Origin of the sequence: Hydrogenophaga sp. PML113, assembly GCF_001777155.1 — a bacterium.
Classification (GTDB): Bacteria; Pseudomonadota; Gammaproteobacteria; order Burkholderiales; family Burkholderiaceae_C; genus Hydrogenophaga; species Hydrogenophaga borbori.
In genome coordinates this window covers 160,756-182,026 of the sequence record NZ_MIYM01000009.1, presented here as the reverse complement: position 1 = coordinate 182,026, position 21,271 = coordinate 160,756, and the positions used below count along the sequence as shown (strand labels likewise).

14 protein-coding genes are annotated in these 21,271 nt (G+C 71.8%); 6 read left to right on the top strand and 8 right to left on the bottom strand.

The genetic code is table 11. From position 1 onward, the window contains the following. Genes BHU06_RS17460 through BHU06_RS17450 form a run of 3 tightly spaced genes read right to left on the bottom strand, consistent with a single transcriptional unit; the run spans position 1 to position 4,780 of the window. A complete protein-coding gene (locus BHU06_RS17460) occupies positions 1-1,581 on the bottom strand; it encodes a hydantoinase B/oxoprolinase family protein (RefSeq protein ID WP_070400476.1) in 1,581 nt (526 codons plus the stop codon). Beyond that, positions 1,578-3,533, bottom strand: coding sequence for a hydantoinase/oxoprolinase family protein (locus tag BHU06_RS17455; protein WP_070400475.1), 1,956 nt, complete (start codon positions 3,531-3,533; stop codon positions 1,578-1,580). The genes BHU06_RS17460 and BHU06_RS17455 overlap by 4 nt, the downstream gene beginning before the upstream one ends. A gap of 8 nt (positions 3,534-3,541) precedes the next feature. Beyond that, the gene (locus tag BHU06_RS17450) at positions 3,542-4,780 is read right to left on the bottom strand and encodes an FAD-binding oxidoreductase (RefSeq protein WP_070400474.1); all 1,239 of its coding nucleotides are present in this window, start codon (positions 4,778-4,780) and stop codon (positions 3,542-3,544) included. Between the two features lie 161 nt (positions 4,781-4,941). Here BHU06_RS17450 and BHU06_RS17445 point away from each other — a divergent pair, with 161 nt between their 5' ends. Further along, positions 4,942-5,853: a LysR family transcriptional regulator gene (locus tag BHU06_RS17445; RefSeq protein WP_070400473.1), complete on the top strand. Its 912-nt coding sequence runs from the start codon at positions 4,942-4,944 to the stop codon at positions 5,851-5,853. Positions 5,854-6,029: 176 nt separating this feature from the next. Beyond that, positions 6,030-7,373, top strand: a complete 1,344-nt coding sequence (gene gdhA / locus BHU06_RS17440; protein WP_070400472.1) for an NADP-specific glutamate dehydrogenase — start codon at positions 6,030-6,032, stop codon at positions 7,371-7,373. Between the two features lie 31 nt (positions 7,374-7,404). Here gdhA and BHU06_RS17435 read toward each other — a convergent pair whose 3' ends face one another. Beyond that, positions 7,405-7,869 carry a hypothetical protein gene (locus BHU06_RS17435; RefSeq protein WP_070400471.1) on the bottom strand — a complete coding sequence of 155 codons (465 nt, stop codon included), beginning with the start codon at positions 7,867-7,869 and terminating at the stop codon, positions 7,405-7,407. Next, positions 7,869-9,929 (bottom strand): ATP-dependent helicase, encoded by a 2,061-nt coding sequence (locus tag BHU06_RS17430; RefSeq protein ID WP_070400470.1) that lies wholly within the window; start codon positions 9,927-9,929, stop codon positions 7,869-7,871. The genes BHU06_RS17435 and BHU06_RS17430 overlap by 1 nt, the downstream gene beginning before the upstream one ends. Positions 9,930-10,029: 100 nt before the next feature. On the opposite strand from BHU06_RS17430, the gene BHU06_RS17425 reads away from it, so the two are divergent. From BHU06_RS17425 to BHU06_RS17410, 4 genes are all read left to right on the top strand, one after another. Continuing rightward, positions 10,030-10,992, top strand: a complete 963-nt coding sequence (locus BHU06_RS17425; RefSeq protein ID WP_070400469.1) for an AEC family transporter — start codon at positions 10,030-10,032, stop codon at positions 10,990-10,992. A 315-nt stretch (positions 10,993-11,307) separates the two neighbouring features. Beyond that, positions 11,308-13,467, top strand: a complete 2,160-nt coding sequence (katG, locus tag BHU06_RS17420) for a catalase/peroxidase HPI (protein ID WP_070400468.1) — start codon at positions 11,308-11,310, stop codon at positions 13,465-13,467. 168 nt (positions 13,468-13,635) lie between these two features. Next, positions 13,636-14,136: a GAF domain-containing protein gene (locus BHU06_RS17415; protein WP_070400467.1), complete on the top strand. Its 501-nt coding sequence runs from the start codon at positions 13,636-13,638 to the stop codon at positions 14,134-14,136. Next, positions 14,133-14,546: a response regulator gene (locus tag BHU06_RS17410; protein ID WP_070400466.1), complete on the top strand. Its 414-nt coding sequence runs from the start codon at positions 14,133-14,135 to the stop codon at positions 14,544-14,546. The genes BHU06_RS17415 and BHU06_RS17410 overlap by 4 nt, the downstream gene beginning before the upstream one ends. A 59-nt stretch (positions 14,547-14,605) precedes the next feature. Here BHU06_RS17410 and priA read toward each other — a convergent pair whose 3' ends face one another. The 3 genes from priA to BHU06_RS17395 all read right to left on the bottom strand — a co-directional run bounded on the left by priA (position 14,606) and on the right by BHU06_RS17395 (position 21,107). Continuing rightward, positions 14,606-16,669, bottom strand: a complete 2,064-nt coding sequence (gene priA, locus BHU06_RS17405; RefSeq protein WP_070400465.1) for a primosomal protein N' — start codon at positions 16,667-16,669, stop codon at positions 14,606-14,608. Between the two features lie 403 nt (positions 16,670-17,072). Beyond that, positions 17,073-18,176 (bottom strand): uroporphyrinogen decarboxylase, encoded by a 1,104-nt coding sequence (hemE, locus tag BHU06_RS17400; RefSeq protein WP_070400464.1) that lies wholly within the window; start codon positions 18,174-18,176, stop codon positions 17,073-17,075. A gap of 693 nt (positions 18,177-18,869) precedes the next feature. Beyond that, on the bottom strand, positions 18,870-21,107 hold the full coding sequence (locus tag BHU06_RS17395) for a protein-disulfide reductase DsbD (RefSeq protein WP_070400463.1): 2,238 nt from the start codon (positions 21,105-21,107) through the stop codon (positions 18,870-18,872). Positions 21,108-21,271: the final 164 nt, after the last annotated feature.

The window sequence follows — 21,271 nt, the reverse complement described above, 5'->3', positions numbered from 1 at the left end:
TCATTGGCGTGGCATGGCCTCGCCCCATGCGCCTCCTCCGGCCGTTTCTATGACGAGCCTGTCTCCCGCGGACCAGTCGACGCGCGCCCTCGCGGGCAGCACGTCGACGCGTCCATCGGTTCTTTCGATGCGCGCGGCCGAGGGCGCGCCGTCGCCGCCCCCTTCGCTGCCGCGCGCACGGCTGACATGGCGCTCGCCCCGGTAGGAGACGCTGCCATGGCCTTCCAGCAATTCATACACCCGGCGCACGCCATGGCCGCCGCAGAAGCGGCCCGCGCCGCCCGATCCCTCGCGGACCGCGTAGCAGTGCACGCGCACGGGCGCTTCCGACTCGATCACCTCGAGCGGCGTGTTGCGCGCGTTGCCCACGTCGGTGGACACGCCGCTGGTGCCGTCGCCGCGCGCACTGGCGCCGGCGCCGCTGGCGATGATCTCGGTGAACAGCCAGCGCTGACCGTCGGCGCGCGCGCCGCCGAGCGAGAGCACCGTGGCCACGCCGGCGTTGGCGGCCATGGGCTCGCGCGCCGCGCCCGAGGACCAGGCGCCGAGCAGGGCGTTGCAGGCCAGCTTGAGCGTGGCGGTGCGCGCGTTCACCGCGGCTGGCAGGCGCGGGTTGACCACGCTGCCCTCGGGCAGCACCCAGCTGGCTGGCACCAGGCAGCCGGCATTGTTGGGCGCCTGCGGCGCCAGCGAGCGCATGAAGAACAGGATGGCCGACACCATGCTGGAGGGCGAGGCGTTCACCGGCCCGCGCGTCTGTGGCGAGGAGCCGGTGAAGTCGATGTGCAGGGTGTCGCCCCGCTTGCGCAGGGCGACCGCGATGCGCACCGGCGTGTCGCTGATGCCGTCGCCGTCGAGCTGGTCCCGCCAGTGCCATTCGCCATCGGGCGCGGCGCGCAGGGCCTCGCGCGTCAGGCGCTCGGACTGCGCGAGCAGGGCCTCGCACACGGCCTCGAAGGCCGCGCCGGTGCGCGCGCGCAGCGCGGCGGTTTCCTCGGCGCCCAGGCTCACGGCCGACCACTGCGCGTTCAGGTCGCCCAGCAGGTTGCCGGGCGTGCGGCTGTTGGCGCTGAGCAGGGCCTCGATGTGCGGGTCGGGCGCGCCGGCCACGCGCCAGCGCACCGGCGGTATGCGCAGGCCTTCCTGGTAGATCTCGGTCGCGTCGGGCGGGATGGAGCCGGCCGCCACGCCGCCCACGTCCTGGTGGTGCAGGATGGCCGCGGCCAGCGCGACCACCGCGCCGCCGCCGAACACCGGCCGCACCACGATCAGGTCGGGCAGGTGCGTGCCGCCCGACCAGGGGTCGTTCATCAGCCAGGCGTCGCCGTCGGCCATGGCCTCGACGGGGCAGCGCCGGAGCAGGCCCGCGACCGCCGGAATGAGCGAGCCCAGCAGCAGCGGCAGCGAGCGCGCCTGCGCGAGCAGGCGGCCGTCGGGCAGGAAGACCGCGGCCGCGCAGTCGCCGCCCTCGCGCGCGATGGAGGAATAGGCCGCGCGCATCATGCGGCTCTGCATGCGGTCGGCGATGCCCTGCAGCGCCAGCCGAACGGGCTCCATGAGGATCAGGTGCTCGTGGTTCATGCCCTGGGCTCCCGGGCCCCGTCGCGCGACAGCAGCAGCGCGCCGTCGGCCACCAGCGCCCAGCGCCAGCCCGCGGGCACCCACACCGTGGTGGTGGCGGCGAACAGCGCGCGCGGGCCCAGGCCCTCGGCCGGGCAGCCGGCCCACAGCGCGGGATCGGGGCGCAGGTGCCGGGCGCTCACGCCGGGCTGGGGCAGGGTTTGTTCAAACACGCCGCGCAGCAGCAGGGCTTGCACCTCGAAGCGCGCAGGCAGCTGGCCGCGCAGGGACTCGTAGCGCTCGGCGAAGCGCGCGCGCAGCGTGGCCAGGTCGTCGCCGGTGTCCCAGGGCACTTCCACCGGGTTGCCCTGGCCCACGATCAGCAGCTCCAGGCTCCAGCACGGTGTGCCCTCGCGCACCGAGCGGTGCAGCGCCTCGCGGCGTTCGCTCAGCGCGCCGAGGCCCTCGTGGTCGAGCGCCAGCGCGCAGGACCATTCCAGCGTGCGCGTGGGCGGCGAGGCCAGCAGGCCCAGCGCGGCGATCACGCCGGCGTGGGGGATCACGCGCACGCGCGGCACGCCCGCGAGCTCGGCCACCTCGGCCACGTGCTGGGCGCCGCCGCCGCCGGCGGCCACCAGCTCGCAGTCGGCGGGGTGGATGTCGCGCTGGAAGGCGCGCATCTTCACGCTCTCGGCCATGGCGGTGGCGGCGGTGGCGACGATGGCGCGCGCGGCGTCCTGCGCGTCCAGGCCCAGTGGCGCGGCCACGTCCTTCTGAATCGCGGCGCGCGCGCGCGCCGCGTCCAGCGCCACGCCGCCCGACAGCCGCTCGGGCAGGCGGCCCAGCAGCACCAGGGCGTCGGTCAGCGTGGCCTCGGTGCCGCCCAGGCCGTAGGCCGCGGGGCCGGGCGAGGCGCCCTGGGAGCGCGGGCCCAGCCGCAGGCCACCGCCCGCGTTCACCGTGGCCAGGCTGCCGCCGCCGATGGGCAGGGACTCCACGTCGGCGCAGCGCAGGCGCAGCGTGAGATCGCCGCACAGCAGCGCATCGCTGAACAGCGGCCGGCCGCCGTCGAGCAGGCCGATGTCGGTGCTGGTGCCGCCCACGTCCACGGACATCACCACGCGCGGTTCGTCGGCGGGCAGGCTCGCGGCCACGCCTTGCAGGGCCGCGCAGGGGCCCGACATGGCCAGGCCGATGGGGCGCGAGGCGGCCTCGGGCCAGGGCGCGATGCCGCCCTCCGAGCGCATCAGCGCGGGCTCGGGCAGGCCGCGCTCGCGCAGCGCCTCGCCCAGCGTGCGCAGGTAGCGCTGCACCAGGGGCTTGCTGTAGGCGTCGAAGGCCGTGACCAGGAAACGTTCGAACTCGCGCGGCTTGGGGTCGACCTCGCTGGAGACCGAGACCAGCAGGTCGGGCTCGGCCTGCAGCAGCCAGTCGCGCACCTGCTGTTCGTGCACGGGCCGCAGGTGGGCGAACAACAGGCACACCGCCACCGAGGCGATGCCGCGCGCGCGCAGCTGGTGCGCGATCGCCATCACCTGCTCGCGGTCCGGCGCCTCGACCTCTTCGCCGCGCGCGCCGATGCGGCCGCGGATCTCGAAGCGCAGCTCGGTGGGGAACAGCCGGCGCTCGGGCGTGGGCGGCGCCACCACCGGGGTGTAGAGGTCGCGGCGGTCCTGGCGCGCGAGCGCGAGCACGTCGCGCAGGCCGGCGTTGGTGAGCACGGCCACCGGGCCGGCGTCCTGTTCGAGCAGCAGGTTGGTGACCACGGTGGAGCCGTGCACCAGGCGCGCCACCTGCGCGGGCGCGATCTTCTGTTCGTCCAGCAGGCGCTGCACCGCGCCCAGGATGGGCTGAACCAGCTCACCCGCTTCGCGCGGGTGCTTGAGCGCGCGCAGCTCGCCGTCGCTGGAGCAGGCGACCACGTCGATGAAGGTGCCCCCCATGTCCACGCCGATGGCCCACTGCGTGTTCATGGCCGTCCTCAACGGAAGCGGGACGCGCGAAAGGGCGCCAGGTCCACCTGCGTGGCGCGGCCGGCCACCAGGTGCGCGACTTCGCGGCCGGTGGTGGCGCCCATGCACATGCCCATGTGGCCATGGCCGAAGGCCATCCAGGCGTTGTCCGCGCCGCGGCTGCGGTCGATCACCGGCAGGCTGTCGGGCATGCAGGGGCGGTGGCCCATCCACTGCGTCACCTCGGAGGTGTCGAGGTGAGGGAACAGGCGCAGGCCCTGGCGCAGCAGGGCCTGCGCGCGTTCGTAGTTGGGCGCGGGTTTTAGGCCGGCGAACTCCACCGTGCCGGCCAGGCGCAGGCCCATGGCCATGGGGTTGATCATGAGGTTGGCTTCGGAGGCCATTACCGTGTGGCGCAGCTTCAGGTTGGAGCTGCGCACCGTGACGTGGTAGCCGCGCTGGGTCTCCAGCGGCACGCGGTCGCCGAGCTGCGCCGCGAGCGCGCCGGACCAGGCGCCGGCCGCAATCACCACGCCGTCCACCGCCAGCGGCTCGCCGCTGTCCAAGCGCAGGCCGGTCACGCGCCGGCCCTCGCGCTCGAAGCCAATGACCGAGCGGTGGTCGTGGCGCGCGCCGTCGCGCAGGGCCTGGCGGACCAGCGCCTTCACCAGCTGCGAGGGGTCCAGCGTGGAGCCGTTGTCGGGCGCCAGGATGCCGAAGCGGAACTGGCCTTTCAGGTCGGGCTCGAGCTCTTCGAGTTCCTCGCGTTCCACGTCGACCAGGTTCACGCCCAGCGAGCGGCGCAGGTCCATGCCCCATTTCCACTGCGCCGCGGCCTCGCGCGAGGAGTAGACGTAGAGGCAGCCGGTGCGGCGCACCAGTTCGTTGGCGTGCGCGTGGTCCAGCAGCGGGCCGTAGCAATCGAAGATGGGGCGCAGCAGGGTCTGCAGCGCGGTGGCGATGCGCGTGACCTCCTGCGGCGTGGAGTGGCGCAGCATCTGCACCAGCCAGGGCAGCACGCGCGGCAGGTAGCCGGTGCGCACGGTCAGCGGGCCCAGCGGGTCGAGCAGCCACTTGGGCACCTTGCGCCACATGCCCGGCATGCCCACGGGCAGGCAGGCGCTGGGCGAGAGCGAGCCCGCGTTGCCGAAGGAGCAGGCCTCGCCCGGCTCGAGCGGGTCGACGAAGGTGATCTGGTGGCCGTCGCGCTGCAGCCAGGCAGCGCTGCAAGCGCCCACGATGCCGGTGCCTATGACGGCGATGTGCATGGAATCAGGGGAGAAGAATCGACAGGGAGATGGGACGGTGCCGGGCATTCTAGGAACGGGCTTACCATCAACCAAGCGAATTGTTTTGATAGATCAATCATGAAACCTGATGGTGGTGCACGCGCGCGGCGGATGCACCGGCATCGATCGCGGGGCACGCCATGAACATCAGCCTGCGCCAGATGCGCGCCTTCGCCGCCGTCACGCACAGCGGCAGCTTCACCGGCGCGGCGCGCCAGCTCAACCTCACGCAGTCGGCGGTGAGCATGCTGGTGCAGCAGCTCGAACAGGAACTGCACCTGCAGCTGTTCGACCGGGGCCGCACGGCCATCACGCTCACCGAGGCGGGGCGCAACCTGCTGCCGCTGGCGCAGCGCATCCTGGAAGACGTGCGCCAGGTGGTGGACGGCGCCTCCGAGATCCGCGCGCTGCGGCGCGGTTTCCTGCGCGTGGCCACCTCGCAGATGATGGCCTGCACCTGGGTCGCCTCCATCCTCGGCGAGTTTGGCGAGCAGCACCCGCAGATCAGCGTGCGCCTGAAGGACGCGGTGGCCGACGACGTGGTGGACACCGTGCGCCACGGCGCGGTGGAGCTGGGCATCGGCCCCGACCGCCCGAGCGGCGACGACGTGACGCGCAGCTTCCTCATGAACGTGCCGCTGCGCTTCGTCTGTCCCCAGGGGCACCCGGCCTACGGGCGCGCGAGCGTGCCGTGGAAGGATCTGCGCGAGGAGCGCTGGATCGGCTATTCCAACGAGTTCAACCGCTACCTGGAGCGCCGGCTGCACGCGCACGGCCACGACTTCGCGCTCAACACGGTGAGCGACGTCGGCTTTCTCACCACCGCGCTGGCGCTGGCCGGGCACGGCCGGGGCGTGCTGGTGGCGCCCGAGTACGCGCGCTCCTTCGCCGACAACTTCGGCGTGCGCTTCGTGCCGCTGCGCGGACCGGCGGTGCAGCGCGAGTACTTCGTCTACCAGCGCAAGGGGCAGTCGCTGTCTCCAGCGGGGGCGGCTTTCCTGGCGCTGCTGCGCCAGCGCGGTGGGGCGCCCCGGCGGGCGCCGGCGAGGTAGCCGCCGGCTGCCTGTTGGGTGGGCAAGGGGGCTGGCCCGCTGGCCCGCCAAGGGGGGTGAATGCACCAGATTCGGCGCCTCTGGTGCCCTCCCGGGGGCTTGGCCCCTCCGGGCGGGGGGCGCAGCCAATGCAAAATGGTGCGTTTTTCTATCCAACGCACCATTTTGGAATCACCGTGAAGTACACGTCCGCCGAGCAGTTCCTGCACACCGTCGCCGAGCGCAACCCTGGCCAGCCTGAGTTCCTTCAGGCCGTGACCGAGGTGATGGAGAGCCTATGGCCCTTCATCGCCCAGCACCCCAAATACGCCGAGCACAGCTTGCTGGAACGCCTGGTGGAGCCCGAGCGGGTGGTGATGTTTCGCGTGTCCTGGGTCGACGACCACGGCCAGGTGCAGGTCAACCGCGGCTACCGCATCCAGCACAGCATGGCCATTGGCCCGTACAAGGGTGGCCTGCGCTTCCACCCCTCGGTCAACCTGTCGGTGCTGAAGTTCCTGGCCTTCGAGCAGACCTTCAAGAACGCGCTCACCACCCTGCCCATGGGCGGCGGCAAGGGCGGCTCCGACTTCGATCCCAAGGGCCGCAGCCCGGGCGAGGTGATGCGCTTCTGCCAGGCCTTCGTGAGCGAGCTGTTCCGCCACGTCGGCTCGGACACCGACGTGCCCGCCGGCGACATCGGCGTGGGCGGGCGCGAGGTGGGCTTCATGGCCGGCATGGCCAAGAAGCTCAGCAACCGCGCCGACTGCGTGTTCACCGGCAAGGGCCTGAGCTACGGCGGCTCGCTGATCCGCCCCGAGGCCACGGGCTACGGCACGGTGTACTTCGCCGAGGAAATGCTCAAGACCAAGGGCATGTCCTTCCAGGGCATGCGCGTGTCGGTGTCGGGCTCGGGCAACGTGGCCCAGTACGCGGTGGAGAAGGCCATGGCCCTGGGCGCCAAGGTGGTCACCGTGTCCGACTCCAGCGGCACCATCGTCGACGAGGACGGCTTCTCGCCCGACAAGCTGGCCGTGCTGATGGACGTGAAGAACCACCACTTCGGCCGCGTCAGCGACTACGCCGAGCGCACCGGCGCGCACTTCGAGGCCGGCAAGCGCCCCTGGCACGTGCCGGTGGACGTGGCCCTGCCCTGCGCCACGCAGAACGAGCTGGACGAGCACGACGCCGCCACGCTGATCGCCAACGGCGTGAAGTGCGTGGCCGAGGGCGCCAACATGCCCTCGACCATCGCCGCGGCCACCGCCTTCGAGGCCGCGGGCGTGCTGTTCGCGCCGGGCAAGGCCAGCAACGCGGGTGGCGTGGCCACCTCGGGCCTGGAGATGAGCCAGAACGCGCTGCGCCTGTCCTGGCCGCGCGAGGAGGTCGACGGCCGCCTGCTGCAGATCATGCAGGGCATCCACACGGCCTGCGTGCGGCACGGCCGCCGCGCCGATGGCCGCGTGAGCTACATCGACGGCGCCAACATCGCCGGCTTCGTGAAGGTGGCCGACGCCATGCTGGCGCAGGGCGTGGTCTGATGTGGCGGGCCGCCTGAGGCGGCCCGACGCATCAGCGCCAGCCTGGGGCCTTTTCCAGCCGGAACCGCAGCGCCGGCTCGGGCGCGCGGGCGGTCTCGCTGGGGCGGCGCGTGCCGGTGATGATGAGGCGTCCGCCGCAGTCCTCGGCCACGCCGCTCCACACCGCCGCCATGCCGACGCCGTCGTCGGACTCGTCGAAGTGGAACTCGCCGTCGGTGACGTCGCCCGACACGATGGAGCGGCGCACCCGCTCGCCGGTGCCGCGCCGCAGCTCCCCGCGCACGCTGCCTGCGTATTCGGGGTGGCGCTCCAGGTGCAGCACGCCGCTGTCGCGCGGGCGCTCGGGCGATCCGCCCTCGTCCCAGAAGTGGGCGCTCCACTCGCCGCTCAGGCGCGCCGGCGGCAACTGGTCGGGCACGGTGCAGGTGGCCGGGGCCTGCGCGGTCGCCCAGGCCGGCAGCAGGCCCAGCGCGAGGGTGGTCAGCGCGCGCCGCATCAGGCCGTCGCCTTCTGTTCGGCGCTGCCGTCCTGCGCGCGCTTGGCGAACTCCGCGCGCAGGGCCTTGAGCTTTTCGCGCGGGTCTTCCTTCACGGTGGCCTTGTCCAGCGCCATCTCGGCGATGAAGCGGCTGGCCGCGCCGGGCACGCTCTCGCGGCCCTTCTTGCGGCGCTTGAGCCAGCTCACGGCCAGCGTGCGCTGCGCGCGCGTGATGCCCACGTACATCAGCCGGCGCTCCTCCTGGATGCGCTGCTGCTGCACCTCGCCGCTCAGCTCGTCGTCGTCCACCTTGAAGGGCAGCAGGCCTTCGTTCACGCCGGCCAGCGTCACGTGCGGCCATTCCAGGCCCTTGGACGCGTGCAGGGTGGACAGCGTCACCACGTTCTGGTCCTGCTCGCGCTCGGACAGGGTGGAGATCAGGGCGATGGTCTGCACGACCTCGAGCAGGGTCTTGCGTTCGGTCTCGGTGGTGGCGCCGGCCTCGTCCTCGACCTTTCCGCCGCAGCGCCCGGCCACCCAGTCGCAGAACTCCATCACGTTGGTCCAGCGCGCGGCGGCCACCTTCTCGTTGTCCTCGTTGTCGTACAGGTGCTGCTCGTAGCCGATGTCCTTGAGCCATTCGGTGAGGAAGGCCTTGGCGGCCTCGTGCCCGACGGTGTGCCGCGCGCGGTACTCCAGGTCGTTCACCTGGCGGCCGAACTCGTGCAGCGCGCCGATGGCGCGGTTGGACACCGCGCTGGGCAGCGAGTGCGAGAACAGGGCCTCGAACAGGCTCAGCTTGTACTGCGTGGCGAAGTTGCCCAGCTGCTGCAGCGTGGTGTGGCCGATGCCGCGCTTGGGCGTGGTGGCCGAGCGCAGGAAGGCCGGGTCGTCGTTGTTGTTGGTGAGCAGGCGCAGCCAGGCGCAGAGGTCGCGGATCTCGGCCTTGTCGAAGAAGCTCTGGCCGCCCGACACCTTGTAGGGGATCTGCGCCTTGCGCAATGACTGCTCGAAGGTGCGCGCCTGGTGGTTGGCGCGGTAGAGGATGGCGAAGTCGCGCCACTCCTTGTGGGGGGAGTTGGCGCGCAGGCTCTGGATGCGCGCCACCGCGCGCTCGGCCTCGTGCTCCTCGTTGTCGGCGTCCACCACGCGCACCGGCTCGCCCTCGCCCAGTTCGCTCCACAGCGTCTTGGGGAAGAGCTTGGGGTTGGGGCCGATGACGTTGTTGGCCGCGCGCAGGATGGCGCTGGTGGAGCGGTAGTTCTGCTCCAGCTTGATGACCTTGAGCTCGGGGAAGTCCTGCGGCAGGCGCTTGAGGTTGTCCAGCGTGGCGCCGCGCCAGCCGTAGATGGACTGGTCGTCGTCGCCCACGGCGGTGAAGCGCGCGCGCTCGCCCACCAGCAGCTTGAGCAGCTCGTACTGCGTGGCGTTGGTGTCCTGGTACTCGTCCACCAGCACGTGGCCCATCTTCTTCTGCCACTTCTCGCGCACCTCGGCGTGCTCGCCCAGCAGCTTGAGCGGCAGGGCGATGAGGTCGTCGAAGTCCACCGCCTGGTAGGCCACCAGGCGCTCCTCGTAGCGCTGCATGATCAGCGCCGTGGTGCGCTCGTGCTCGTCGCGCGCCTGGGCCAGCGCGGCGGCGCCGTTCAGGCCGGCGCTCTTCCAGGCGCTGATGGTCCACTGCCACTGGCGCGCGGTGGCGGCGTCGGTGGTGGTGCCGCAGTCCTTGAGCAGGCTGGTGATGTCGTCGGTGTCGAGGATGCTGAACTGCTTCTTCAGGCCCAGCACCTCGCCGTCCTCGCGCAGCAGGCGCACGCCCAGGGCGTGGAAGGTGCACACCAGCACCTTCTTGGCCTCGCGCCCCACCAGGTGGCCGGCGCGCTCGCGCATCTCGGCCGCGGCCTTGTTGGTGAAGGTGATGGCCGCGATGCGGTTGGCCTCCAGCCCGGCCTGGATCAGCCGCGCGATCTTGTGCGTGATCACGCGCGTCTTGCCCGACCCGGCCCCCGCCAGCACCAGACAGGGCCCGCCCAGGTGGTTCACGGCTTCAAGCTGGGCGAGGTTCAGACCGGCGGACATGGGAGGCAGCGAGGCAAAGCGGGGGATCATAGCGGCCGGGGGTGTCGCGCCCGGGTCAGCACCATCCGCGGCCCGCCGATGGGCTGACACAATCCCGCCCGTGCTGCACGTCCTGCTGGTCACCTTCCCCTTCTTCGCGCTCGTGCTCGCCGGCTACCTGGCCGCGCGGCGGCGCCTGCTGCCGCTGGAGGCCATTCCCGGGCTCAACGGCTTCGTGCTGTTCTTCGCGCTGCCCTGCATGCTGTACCGCTTCGGCTCCACCACGCCGATCGCGCAGCTGCTCGACGCCCGCGTCGCCGGCCTGTACCTGCTGTGCGGGCTGGTGGTGGTGGCGGCCACCATCGCCTTCACGCTGAACCCGCGCATCCGCTGGAACGACGCCGCCTTCGGCGCGCTGGTGGCGGCCTTTCCCAACTCGGGCTTCATGGGCGTGCCCCTCATCGTGGCCCTGCTGGGCGATACGGCCGCCGGCACGGTGATCCTCACCATGGTGGTGGACATGGTGGTCACCAGTTCGCTGTGCATCGCGCTGTCGCGCCTCGACGGGGCCGGCGGCAGCGGCCGCGCCGCCGTGTTCGGCGCCGCGCGCAAGGCGCTGCGCGGCGTGCTCACCAACCCCATGCCCTGGGCCATCGGCCTGGGCGGCGTGGCCTCGGCCTGGGCCTTCCGCCTGCCGGTGCCGGTGGAGAAGACCGTCTGGCTGCTGGCCGACGCGGCCTCGCCGGTGGCGCTGTTCACCATCGGCGCCGTGCTGGCGCGCGCGCAGATGACGGCCAATCACCCCATGCCCATCAGCGACTACCTGCCGGTGGCGGTGATGAAGCTCGTTGTGCACCCGCTGCTGGTGCTGGGCACGGGCCTGGTGGCGATCCGCCTGGGCCTGGGCCTGTCCACGGCCGCGCTCACGGTGATGGTGCTCACCGCGGCCCTGCCCAGCGCCAGCAACGTCTCGCTGCTGGCCGAGCGCTTCGGCGCCGACAACGGGCGCATCGCCCGCATCATCCTGGTCACCACCGCGGCGGCCTTCCTCACCTTCTCGGGCGCCGTCACGCTGCTGACCTGAAGCGGCGCTCACGGGACGCCCGCCGTGCTGCGCCCGGCGGGGCTGAGCGATTGGGGACCCGGCCTGGGGCATTCCGGGCGGGAGGTGCTTACCGATAGTCATGAGCTATCGATAACATTCAATCTATTGGGTGGACTTGGCCCGACGGCCTGACCAGAATGCGTCGGTCGCATCGAGGAGTTGCACCATGAGCACCACCCCTTCGCCAGGCAGCGCCTTCGCGCAATGGATCGAGCGCCTCGCCTGCCTCCCCCTGGCGCACTGAGCTCACCGCCGCCCCGCGCGACCCACACCAACCCCCACCAGGAGACCACGATGTCAGAAGCCAAGTGCCCCTTCCACCCCGCCGCTGGCGGCGGCACGTCCAACAAGGACTGGTGGCCCAACCAGCTGCGCCTGGACCTGCTGAACCAGCACTCCAACCGGTCCAACCCCTTGGGCGCCGCCTTCAACTACGCCGAGGAATTCAAGAAGCTCGACTACAAGGCCCTCAAGGCCGATCTCAACCAGCTGATGACGGACTCGCAGGACTGGTGGCCGGCCGACTTCGGCAACTACGCCGGCCTGATGGTGCGCATGGCCTGGCACGCCGCCGGCACCTACCGTGTGGGCGACGGCCGTGGCGGCGCCGGGCGCGGCCAGCAGCGCTTCGCGCCGCTGAACTCCTGGCCCGACAACGTCAGCCTGGACAAGGCCCGCCGCCTGCTGTGGCCCATCAAGCAGAAGTACGGCCAGAAGATCTCCTGGGGTGACCTGATGGTCCTGGCCGGCAACGTGGCTCTGGAGAACTCGGGTTTCCGCACCTTCGGTTTCGCCGCCGGCCGCGAGGACGTGTGGGAGCCCGATCAGGACGTGTACTGGGGCAAGGAGACCACCTGGCTGGCCGGCAGCAACACGCCCAACAGCCGCTACGCGCACAACAAGCCCGGCGAGCGCGACCTGGAGAACCCGCTGGGCGCCGTGCAGATGGGCCTGATCTACGTCAACCCCGAGGGCCCGGACGGTAACGGCGACCCGCTCGCGGCGGCCAAGGACATCCGCGAGACCTTCAAGCGCATGGCCATGGACGACGAGGAAACCGTGGCGCTGATCGCCGGCGGCCACACGCTGGGCAAGACCCACGGCGCGGGACCGGCCAGCAACGTCGGGCTCGAGCCCGAGGCCGCCGCGCTGGAGGCCCAGGGCTTCGGCTGGGAGAACAAGTTCGGCACCGGCAAGGGCAAGGACACCATCACCTCGGGGCTGGAGGTCACCTGGACCAGCACCCCGGTGCGCTGGAGCAACGACTTCTTCCAGTTCCTCTTCAAGTACGAGTGGGTGAAGACCAAGAGCCCGGCCGGCGCCATCCAGTGGGAGGCCAAGGACGCCGAGGCCATCATCCCCGGCCCCACGCCCGACTCGCCCAAGCGCAAGCCCACCATGCTGACGACCGACCTGTCGCTGCGCTTCGACCCGGCCTACGAGAAGATCTCGCGCAGGTTCCTCAACGACCCGCAGGCCTTCGCCGACGCCTACGCGCGCGCCTGGTTCAAGCTGACGCACCGTGACCTGGGACCGAAGTCGCGCTACCTGGGCCCCGAGGTGCCGAAGGAAGACCTGATCTGGCAGGACCCGCTGCCAGCGCCCACGCACAAGCCCACGGCGGCCGACATCGCCGACGCCAAGGCCAAGATCGCCGCCGCGGGCATTCCCGTGTCCGACCTGGTGGCCACGGCCTGGGCCTCGGCCTCCACCTTCCGCGGCGGTGACAAGCGCGGCGGCGCCAACGGCGCGCGCATCCGCCTGGCGCCGCAGAAGGACTGGGCCGTCAACGCCGTCGCGGCCAAGACCCTGCCCCGGCTGGAGGCCATCCAGAAAGCCAGCGGCAAGCTCTCGCTGGCCGACGTGATCGTGCTGGCCGGCGGCGTGGGCATCGAGCTGGCCGCCAAGGCCGCCGGCACCCCGCTGGAGGTGCCCTTCGCGCCGGGCCGGGTGGACGCCACGGCCGAGCAGACCGACGTCGAGTCTTTCTCGTACCTGGAGCCGTTCGCCGACGGCTTCCGCAACTACCTCAAGGCCCGCTCCGAGGTGCCGGCCGAGCACCTGCTGGTCGACAAGGCCCAGCTGCTCACGCTCACCGCGCCGGAGATGACGGCGCTGGTCGGCGGCCTGCGCGTGCTGGGCGCCAACTTCGACGGCGGCAAGCTCGGGGTGTTCACCGCCAGGCCGGGCACGCTGACGAACGACTTCTTCGTCAACCTGCTCGACATGGCCACGGCCTGGGGGCCGGCGGGTGAGCACTTCGAGGGCCGCGACCGCAAGACGGGCGCGGTGAAGTGGACCGGCAGCCGCGTCGACCTGGTGTTCGGCTCGCACTCGGTGCTGCGCGCCCTGGCCGAGGTCTACGCCAGCGCCGACGGCAAGGACAAGTTCGTCAAGGACTTCGTGGCCGCCTGGGTCAAGGTGATGAACCTGGACCGTTTCGACCTGGCCTGAGCGCGCGCCTGTCGGTGCGTTCCTGAAGCCCCGCGGGTGCCTGGCGCCCGCGGGGTTTCCTTCTTTCGGCTTACCTTTTCACAACGAAAGCATCAAAAGGAGGCTTCAGAAGGTAGGCATGCTGTCGATACAGAGGGCTCGGGCGACGGTTCGCCCAGGAGACCCCAGATGATCGCTGCGCCGGTTCCCGCCGACGAGGATGCGCGCCTGAAGGCCTTGCGCGAACTCCTCATTCTCGACACGCCGCCCGAAGAACGTTTTGACCGCATCACGCGCTTCGCCATGAGCGAGTTCGAGGTGCCGATGGCCAGCGTCTCGCTGGTCGATCGCGACCGGCAGTGGGCCAAGTCCAGCTTCGGCTTCGAGGCGGCCGAAACGCCGCGCGACCTCTCCTTCTGTGGCCACGCCATCCTGGAGCGGCAGACGCTGGTGGTGCCCGACGCGCTGAAAGACCCGCGCTTTCGCGACAACCCGATGGTGAACGGGCCACCCTGGGTGCGCTTCTATGCCGGCGCCGTGTTGCGCATGCCGTACGGCATGGCGCTGGGGGCGCTGTGCCTCATGGACCGCCGGCCGCGCCAGATCGACCGCGTGGGCCTGGCCATCCTGTGCTCGCTGCGCGACCTCGTGGTCGAAGAGCTGGTGCGCCGCGAGGAGGTCGCCTCATGACCGTCACCTCCGTGCAGGGCAACCTGCCGCAGCTGCTGCTGGTCGAGCCCGACAACATGGTGCGCAGCACCGTGGCCAGTGTCTGCCGCGGCCTGGACCTGGCGCAAGTGCACCAGGCCGCCAGCCTGGCCATCGGACAGCAGATGCTGCAGGCCCAGCGCATGGACGCGCTGCTGCTGTCGCTGGCCGAGGGCGAGGCCGCGGTGGCCCTGATCGAGCGGCTGCGCGAGGCGCGGCCGGAGATGCCCGTGTCCGTGATGACCGCCAGCGCCGACGCCGACACGGTGCGCCGCCTCAAGGCCCTGGGCATCCGCCGGCTGCTGCTGCAGCCGTTCAAGATCCGCGACGTGGTGATGACGGTGGAGGCCCTGTGCGCTATCGCGCCGCTGGAGGTCATCAGCGGCTCATAGGACGCCCCTGCGCGCCGCGCGCGCCGAGGCCGAGCGCCTTGGGAACGGCCCGGCGGCGCTCATAGGGACAGCGGGTCCACGTCCACCGCGAAGCGGATCAGGCCGCGTGCCTCGGGCAGGCCGCGGCATTGCAGCAGCACCGGTTGCCAGGCGGCCAGGAAGCGCTGCAGCGCGGCGCGCGACGGGCTTTCCACCAGCAGCTGCGCGCGCTCCACATTGGCCACGCGCTGGATGGTGAGCGGCACCGCCGGGAACAGGGTCACCGCCTCGCGGTGCGGCAGGTCCTGCGTGGCGGCGGCGGCCGCGTTCAGGAAGGCCTGCGCGGCCTCCTGCGTGCGCGCATCGGCGCGCAGCAGCGCCTGGTGCGCGAAGGGCGGCATGCCGGCCGCCTCGCGCTCGGCCAGCTCGCCGCTGGCGAAGGCGGCGAAGTCGTGCGTGCGCAGGTGCGCGAACAGCGGGTGTTCGGGGTTCCAGGTCTGCACCCAGAGCTCGGCCGCGCCGCTGTGCGCGGCGTCGCGCCCGGCGCGCCCGCCGGCCTGCATCAGCAGCGCGAACAGGCGCTCGGGCGCGCGGTGGTCGGCGGCGAACAGCGCGGCGTCGGGCTGCACGGCGGCCACCAGCGTGATGCGGCGGAAGTCGTGTCCCTTGGCGATCATCTGCGTGCCCACCAGCACGTCGACCTCGCCCGCGTGCAGGGCGGCCAGCTGCGCCTCCAGGCTGCCCTTGGCCTTGGTAGTGTCGGCGTCCATGCGAGCCACGCGCACCGGGCCGCCATCGGGGCGCTTCACGTCCGCCAGCAGGCCGGCGAGTTGCTCCTCCACCTGCTCGGTGCCGCGGCCCACGGGCTCGATGTCGAGGTTGCCGCAGTCCGGGCAGGCGCGCGGCACGCGCTGGGTGAAGCCGCAGTGGTGGCAGCGCAGGGTGCGGTCCAGCTTGTGGAAGACGCGGTAGGCGCTGCAGTGGGGGCAGCCGCTTTTCCAGCCGCAGGCGTGGCAGGCGAGCACGGGCGCGTAGCCGCGCCGGTTGATCAGCACCAGGCACTGCTCGCCGCGCACGATGCGCTCACCCATGGCCGCCAGCAGCGGCGGCGCGATCAGCGCGCCCTTGGGCTGGTGGTTCATGTCGACCAGGCGCAGGCGCGGCAGCGCGCCACCGCCGATGCGCGCGGCCATGGCCAGGCGCCGGTAGCGGCCCTGCTCGCTGGCGTGCCAGCTCTCCAGCGAGGGCGTGGCCGAGCCCAGCAGCACGCGCGCGTTCTGCAATTTGCCGCGGTAGATGGCGAGGTCGCGCGCCGAGTAGCGCGCGCCGTCCTGGCTCTTGTAGCTGGGGTCGTGCTCCTCGTCGACCACGACCAGCCGCAGGCCGGGCAGGCTGGCGAACACCGCCAGCCGCGTGCCCAGCACGATGCGCGCACGCCCGGTGTGCGCGGCGATCCAGGCCGCCAGGCGCTGCGCGGGTGTCATGCCACTGTGCAGGCAGACCACGGCCTCGTCGCCGAAGCGGGCGCGGAAACGCGCCTCCAGCTGGGGCGTGAGGTTGATCTCGGGCACCAGGATCAGGGCCTGGGCGTCGGCGTCCGCCGCCAGGGTGCGCGCGGTGGCCTGCAGGTAGACCTCGGTCTTGCCGCTGCCGGTGGCGCCGAACAGCAGGGCGGGGGCGGTGTCGGCGGCGGCCAGGGCCTCCAGCGCGGCGGCCTGCTCGGGCGTGAGCGTGCGGGCGCTGTCGGGGTCCACGGCGGCCGGCGCGGCGCGCGCGGGGCGCTTGAGCCGGCGCGCCAGCTGCGTGGGGTCCAGATCACGCAGCGGCGGCGGCAGCGCGGCCAGGGCCACCTCGCCCAGGGCCCGCTGGTAGTAGCGCGCCGCGAAGCCCACCAGGTCTCGCCAGGCGGCGTCCAGCGGGGGCAGGGCGTCCAGCACCTGGGCCACCTCGCGCGCCTGTCCCTCGGCGAGGCCCTCGGGCGGCGCGTCGTCGTTGCGCCACACGATGCCCAGGACCTCGCGCGCGCCCAGGGGCACGCGCACCAGCGTGCCGGGCGCCAGGGCGCGTTCGCTGCGGTAGCTCAGGGCGTCGCCCACCCCGCTGTGCGCGGGGGTGGCCACGACCACGGCGGGCCAGTGACACATGTTTAGCGGTAGTTCCTCACGTTCGTCGGCGAAATCGCCGCTAAGTGCTTGATGTGAAAGCCTTGGCGGACATATCCAACGCTTCTGTGGATAACTTTGTTGATAGTGTGCCCGTGTCGGCCCGCAGCCCTTGCAAATCAAGGCTTTGCTTAAACTGCCTCAAAAAAAGGCATCTGACAAAGCGCTTATGAATCAATAACTTACGGAGCAACCCCTGGGGTGGGCCGCTGGCCCACGGGCCCCGCGAGGGATGGCGCACCGCAGCACAAATTTTGTGCATAACTGGCGCCTGTCAAGCGCTTTTTGTGGCCTTTTTTGTGCTATGCGGGCCGCGGTGACGGGTTGATGACACGGGGCCGCCGGTCGTCGCACTCCTGAAATGGGAGCGTGTTCCGCCGCGCCATCAGGCCGTCTGGCGCAGCCGGCGCGAATGCGAATGCACGGTGTCGACCAGCGCGCTCACGTGCTCGGGCGGGGTGTGCTGGCTGATGCCGTGGCCCAGGTTGAAGATGTGCGTGGGGCCGGTGCCCGGGCCCGTGTGCGGGCGGCCGAAGCTCTCCAGCACCTTGACCACCTCGGCCTCGATGGCCGCGGGCGGGGCGAACAGCACGTTGGGGTCGATGTTGCCTTGCAGGGCCTTGGCCCCGGGGCCTTCGCCCACCTGCGCGCGCGCGCGGGCCAGCGAGACGGTCCAGTCCAGGCCCAGCACCTCGCAGTCGAGCAACTTCATGTCGTCCAGCCACAGCCCGCCGCCTTTGGTGAAGACGATGCGCGGGATGGTGGCGCCTTCGTGCTCGCGCTTCAATTGCGAGAGCACGCGTTTCGTGTAGGCGAGGCTGAAGGCCTGGAAGGCGCCGTCGGCGAGCACGCCGCCCCAGCTGTCGAAGATCATCACCGCCTGCGCGCCGGCCTCGATTTGCGCGTTCAGGTAGACGGCCACGGCGTCGGCGTTGGTGGCGAGGATGCGGTGCATCAGGTCGGGCCGCGAGTACATGAGCGACTTGACCAGGCGGTAGTCGTCGGAGCCGCCGCCTTCGACCATGTAGCAGGCCAGGGTCCAGGGGCTGCCGGAAAAGCCGATCAGGGGCACGCGGCCGTCCAGGGCCGTGCGGATGGAGGTGACGGCGTCGAAGACGTAGCGCAGCTTGTCCATGTCGGGCACGGCCAGCGCGGCGACGTCGGCCTCGGTGCGCACGGTTTTTTCGAACTTGGGGCCTTCGCCGATCGCGAAGGACAGGCCCAGGCCCATGGCGTCGGGCACGGTGAGGATGTCGGAGAAGAGGATGGCGGCGTCGAGCGGGTAGCGTTCCAGCGGCTGCAGGGTGACCTCGGTGGCGTGGTCGACGTTGGTGGCCAGGCCCATGAAGCTGCCGGCCTGGGCGCGCGTGGCGCGGTACTCGGGCAGGTAGCGGCCGGCCTGGCGCATGAGCCACACGGGGGTGTGGTCGGTGGACTGGCGCAGGCAGGCGCGCAGGAAGCTGTCGTTCTTCAGGGGGGCAAAGGGCATGGGGTCTCTGGATGCCGGGCGGGGGTATGTAAGGGCCGGGGGATTATCCCCTTGGGGGCGTGGTGGCCGAGGGGCCGGTGTTCTTGCCCCTTGCCCCTCGTTTTATTGCTTCTTTGCTTCGTGCTTCTGCTTCTGCTTCTGCTTCTGCTTCTGCTTCTGCTTCTGCTTCTGCTTCTGCTTCTGCTTCTGCTTCGCATGGGCCGCCGGTGTGGGTGCCCGTTCTCCGGCCCACGCTCGCGGTCCACCACCTGGGTAGGCCTGCGTTGTTTCATCAACACCGCTTCGGCGCTCAGCTTCTGTGGCAGCCGCGAATGGGGCCTGCGCCCGGGCACCCACACCGCCGTCCCCGAAACGCGCGGGCCGGCCAAAGAAGACCGGACACCCTTCGAGCGTTGATCGCTGGCCAAATGGAATCTGACCCCGATTTCGCTGACCCCGATGTCCTTGGCCTGCTCGGGTGTCACTCTCGACGGATGGTGGGGTTCGCGGGCGCAGGCCCCATTCGCGGCTGCCACAGAGGCTGAGCGCCGGCACGGTGTTGATGAAGCAACGCAGGCCTACCGATGTATGCGCCCGCGAGCGTGGGCCGGAGAACGCGGACCACGCCAGCCGTCAGTGCGAGGTCGACGAGCGAAACCGCTGAGCACGCCGGCAAGGCTAGCGCCGGGGCACAAAAATGGCTGTCCGCCGCGCTCAGAGCGCCGCCAGCGCCGCGCGGACCTCGTCCACGCTCAGCACCTCGGTCAGCACCTGCACCGGCTGGCCGGTTTTGTGGAGCGCGTACACCGGCACGCCGTTGCGGCCCAGCGCGGCCAGGGCCTGCGTCACCGTGGGGTCGCGGCGCGTCCAATCGGCGCGCAGCAGCGCCACGTTCTTGCCGGCGGCGTCGCCCAATACGCGCGCATCGGCCAGCGTGGTGCGCTTGTTGTACTGGCAGGTGACGCACCAGGCCGCCGTGAAGTCCACGAACACCGGACGGCCCTGCGCCAGCAGCTCGGCCTGGCGCTGCGGGCTCCAGGCCTCCCAGGCCAGGCCGGCCACTCCGGTGTCGGTGCGCGCGGCGGCGGCTTCCTCGGGTGCGCGCAGCACGCTGGGGCCAATGCCCACGGCCAGCGCCAGCAGCGCCGCCAGCGACAGGCCGCCCATCACCACCCGCCCCCGGCCGCTCAGGCCCAGGGACCAGATGGCCAGCGCCAGCGCCACCAGCAGCATGAGCAGCGCGGCCGCGCCGTCGATGCCGCTCTGCTGGCCCAGCACCCACAGCAGCCAGACCACGGTGGCGAACATGGGGAAGGCCATGAACTGCTTGAAGCGCTGCATCCAGGGCCCCGGGCGCGGCAGGGCGCGCGCCACGGCGGGCACGGCGCTGGCCAGCAGGTAGGGCAGGGCCATGCCCAGGCCCAGCACACCGAAGATCGCCAGGGCCTGCGGCGCCGGCAGGGCGATGGCCAGGCCCAGCGAGGCGCCCATGAACGGCGCGGTGCAGGGCGAGGCCACGGCGGTGGCCAGCACGCCGGTGAGGAAGGCGTCGGCCGTGGGGTGGCGGGCCTGCAGCGTGGCCAAGCGGCTGGGCAGCACGTTGCCGAACTCGAACAGGCCCGCGAGGTTCAGGCCGATGAGGGTGAACAGCGTGGCCAGCGCGGCCACCACGGCCGGGCTCTGCAGCTGGAAACCCCAGCCGAGCTGTTCGCCCGCCGCGCGCAGGGCCAGCAGCAGGCCGCCCAGCGCCAGGAAGGACAGCACCACGCCCGCCGTGTAGGCCAGGCCATGGGCGCGGTGGGCGCGCGCGTCGCCACCGTGTTGGGCGAAGCCCGTCACCTTGATGGCCAGCACCGGGAACACGCAAGGCATGAGGTTGAGGATGAGGCCGCCGATGAGCGCGCCCAGCAGGGCCGCGCCCAGGGTCAGCGCGCTGGCCGGCGTGGCGCCACCGGGCGGGACCGCCGAGGCGCGCGCGGCATTGGCGTCCAGCGCGGCCTGCAGGGCGTCGGGCACGGTGGCCGTGGGCAGCGGGGCGGCGGCGGGCCAGCTGCCGTGCACCGGCACGGCGGCCAGGCGCGCGCCGGGCTCGCCCGGGCCCTCGCCGACGGGCCGGGCCGGTGCCACCACCAGGTCCATGCTGGCCGGGCTGTCGAAGCGCTGCGGCGAGAGCGGTACGCGCGCCGTCCAGCGCGCGCCATCCCAGGCCTGGGTCCAGGCCGCGCCGGGTTCGATCACGCCGCCCAGCTCGGGGAAGAACTCCAGGTCGCGGCCGCGCCAGGCGGCGGGCAGGCCGTCGAGCGCCACGCGCAGGAAGCCGTCCTCGGGCACGAGCTGGCTGGCGCCGGCGGGCTGCTCACGCGGCCGGGCCTCGCGCATGGCCGCGAACAGATCGCCGTGCCCGGCGCTGCCGCCCTGGACCGGCAGGCTCAGGGAGAAGCTGGCCTCTTCGGGGATGCATTCCTGGCGGCAGACCAGCCAGCTCGCCTGCAGCTTGACGTCCAGGGCATTGCCGCTGAAGTTGTCGCTCACCTTCAGCGGGACGGGCAGCACCACCGTGCCGTCGTATCCGTAGTTGGCCAGGGTGCCGATGGGGAATTTGCGCGGCGTGGGCCAGTGGATCTCGCCCGCGCTCACGCCCTCGGGCAGGGTCCAGCGCAGCTCGGTGGGCAGGCCCGAGTCGCCGGGGTTCTTCCAGTAGGTGTGCCAGTGCGGGGCGTGGTCCAGGCGCAGGCCCAGCCAGACGGTGCGTCCGGGGCCGGCGCCGTCGGGCGCGTGGGCCAGCAACTCGGCCCGTGTTTGATCCGATTGGAATACGCCGGCCGGGGCCGCGCTCATGATGGCGCCGAGGGTCTGGGCCGGCACGGCGGCGGGCAGGCCCAGGGCCAGGCCACCCAGGGCGGCGAACAGGAGGCGCCGCGCGCGCGCGGCCAGGGACAGGAGCAGGGTCATGACGGGAGGGATTGTCGGGCGCTTGCGCGCGCCGGGTAGGAGCGGGTGGCGGCGCCCGAGTTCCGCCGGGGCCTTTGCCGGGCACGGCCTTTGCCCACCCGCGACCGGTGTCGATTTGTCATCGGTGGTTCACGGTGCCGGTTTTTTCGGTAAAACCGGGACTG

Coding starts and splice junctions, on each gene's coding strand:
- hemE (WP_070400464.1), bottom strand. CDS start 18,176: ATGCCCTTTGCCCCCCTGAAGAACGACAGCTTCCTGCGCGCCTGCCTG.
- BHU06_RS17460 (WP_070400476.1), bottom strand. CDS start 1,581: ATGAACCACGAGCACCTGATCCTCATGGAGCCCGTTCGGCTGGCGCTG.
- priA (WP_070400465.1), bottom strand. CDS start 16,669: ATGTGTCACTGGCCCGCCGTGGTCGTGGCCACCCCCGCGCACAGCGGG.
- BHU06_RS17450 (WP_070400474.1), bottom strand. CDS start 4,780: ATGCACATCGCCGTCATAGGCACCGGCATCGTGGGCGCTTGCAGCGCT.
- BHU06_RS17435 (WP_070400471.1), bottom strand. CDS start 7,869: ATGCGGCGCGCGCTGACCACCCTCGCGCTGGGCCTGCTGCCGGCCTGG.
- BHU06_RS17445 (WP_070400473.1), top strand. CDS start 4,942: ATGAACATCAGCCTGCGCCAGATGCGCGCCTTCGCCGCCGTCACGCAC.
- BHU06_RS17395 (WP_070400463.1), bottom strand. CDS start 21,107: ATGACCCTGCTCCTGTCCCTGGCCGCGCGCGCGCGGCGCCTCCTGTTC.
- katG (WP_070400468.1), top strand. CDS start 11,308: ATGTCAGAAGCCAAGTGCCCCTTCCACCCCGCCGCTGGCGGCGGCACG.
- BHU06_RS17430 (WP_070400470.1), bottom strand. CDS start 9,929: ATGTCCGCCGGTCTGAACCTCGCCCAGCTTGAAGCCGTGAACCACCTG.
- BHU06_RS17455 (WP_070400475.1), bottom strand. CDS start 3,533: ATGAACACGCAGTGGGCCATCGGCGTGGACATGGGGGGCACCTTCATC.
- BHU06_RS17415 (WP_070400467.1), top strand. CDS start 13,636: ATGATCGCTGCGCCGGTTCCCGCCGACGAGGATGCGCGCCTGAAGGCC.
- BHU06_RS17410 (WP_070400466.1), top strand. CDS start 14,133: ATGACCGTCACCTCCGTGCAGGGCAACCTGCCGCAGCTGCTGCTGGTC.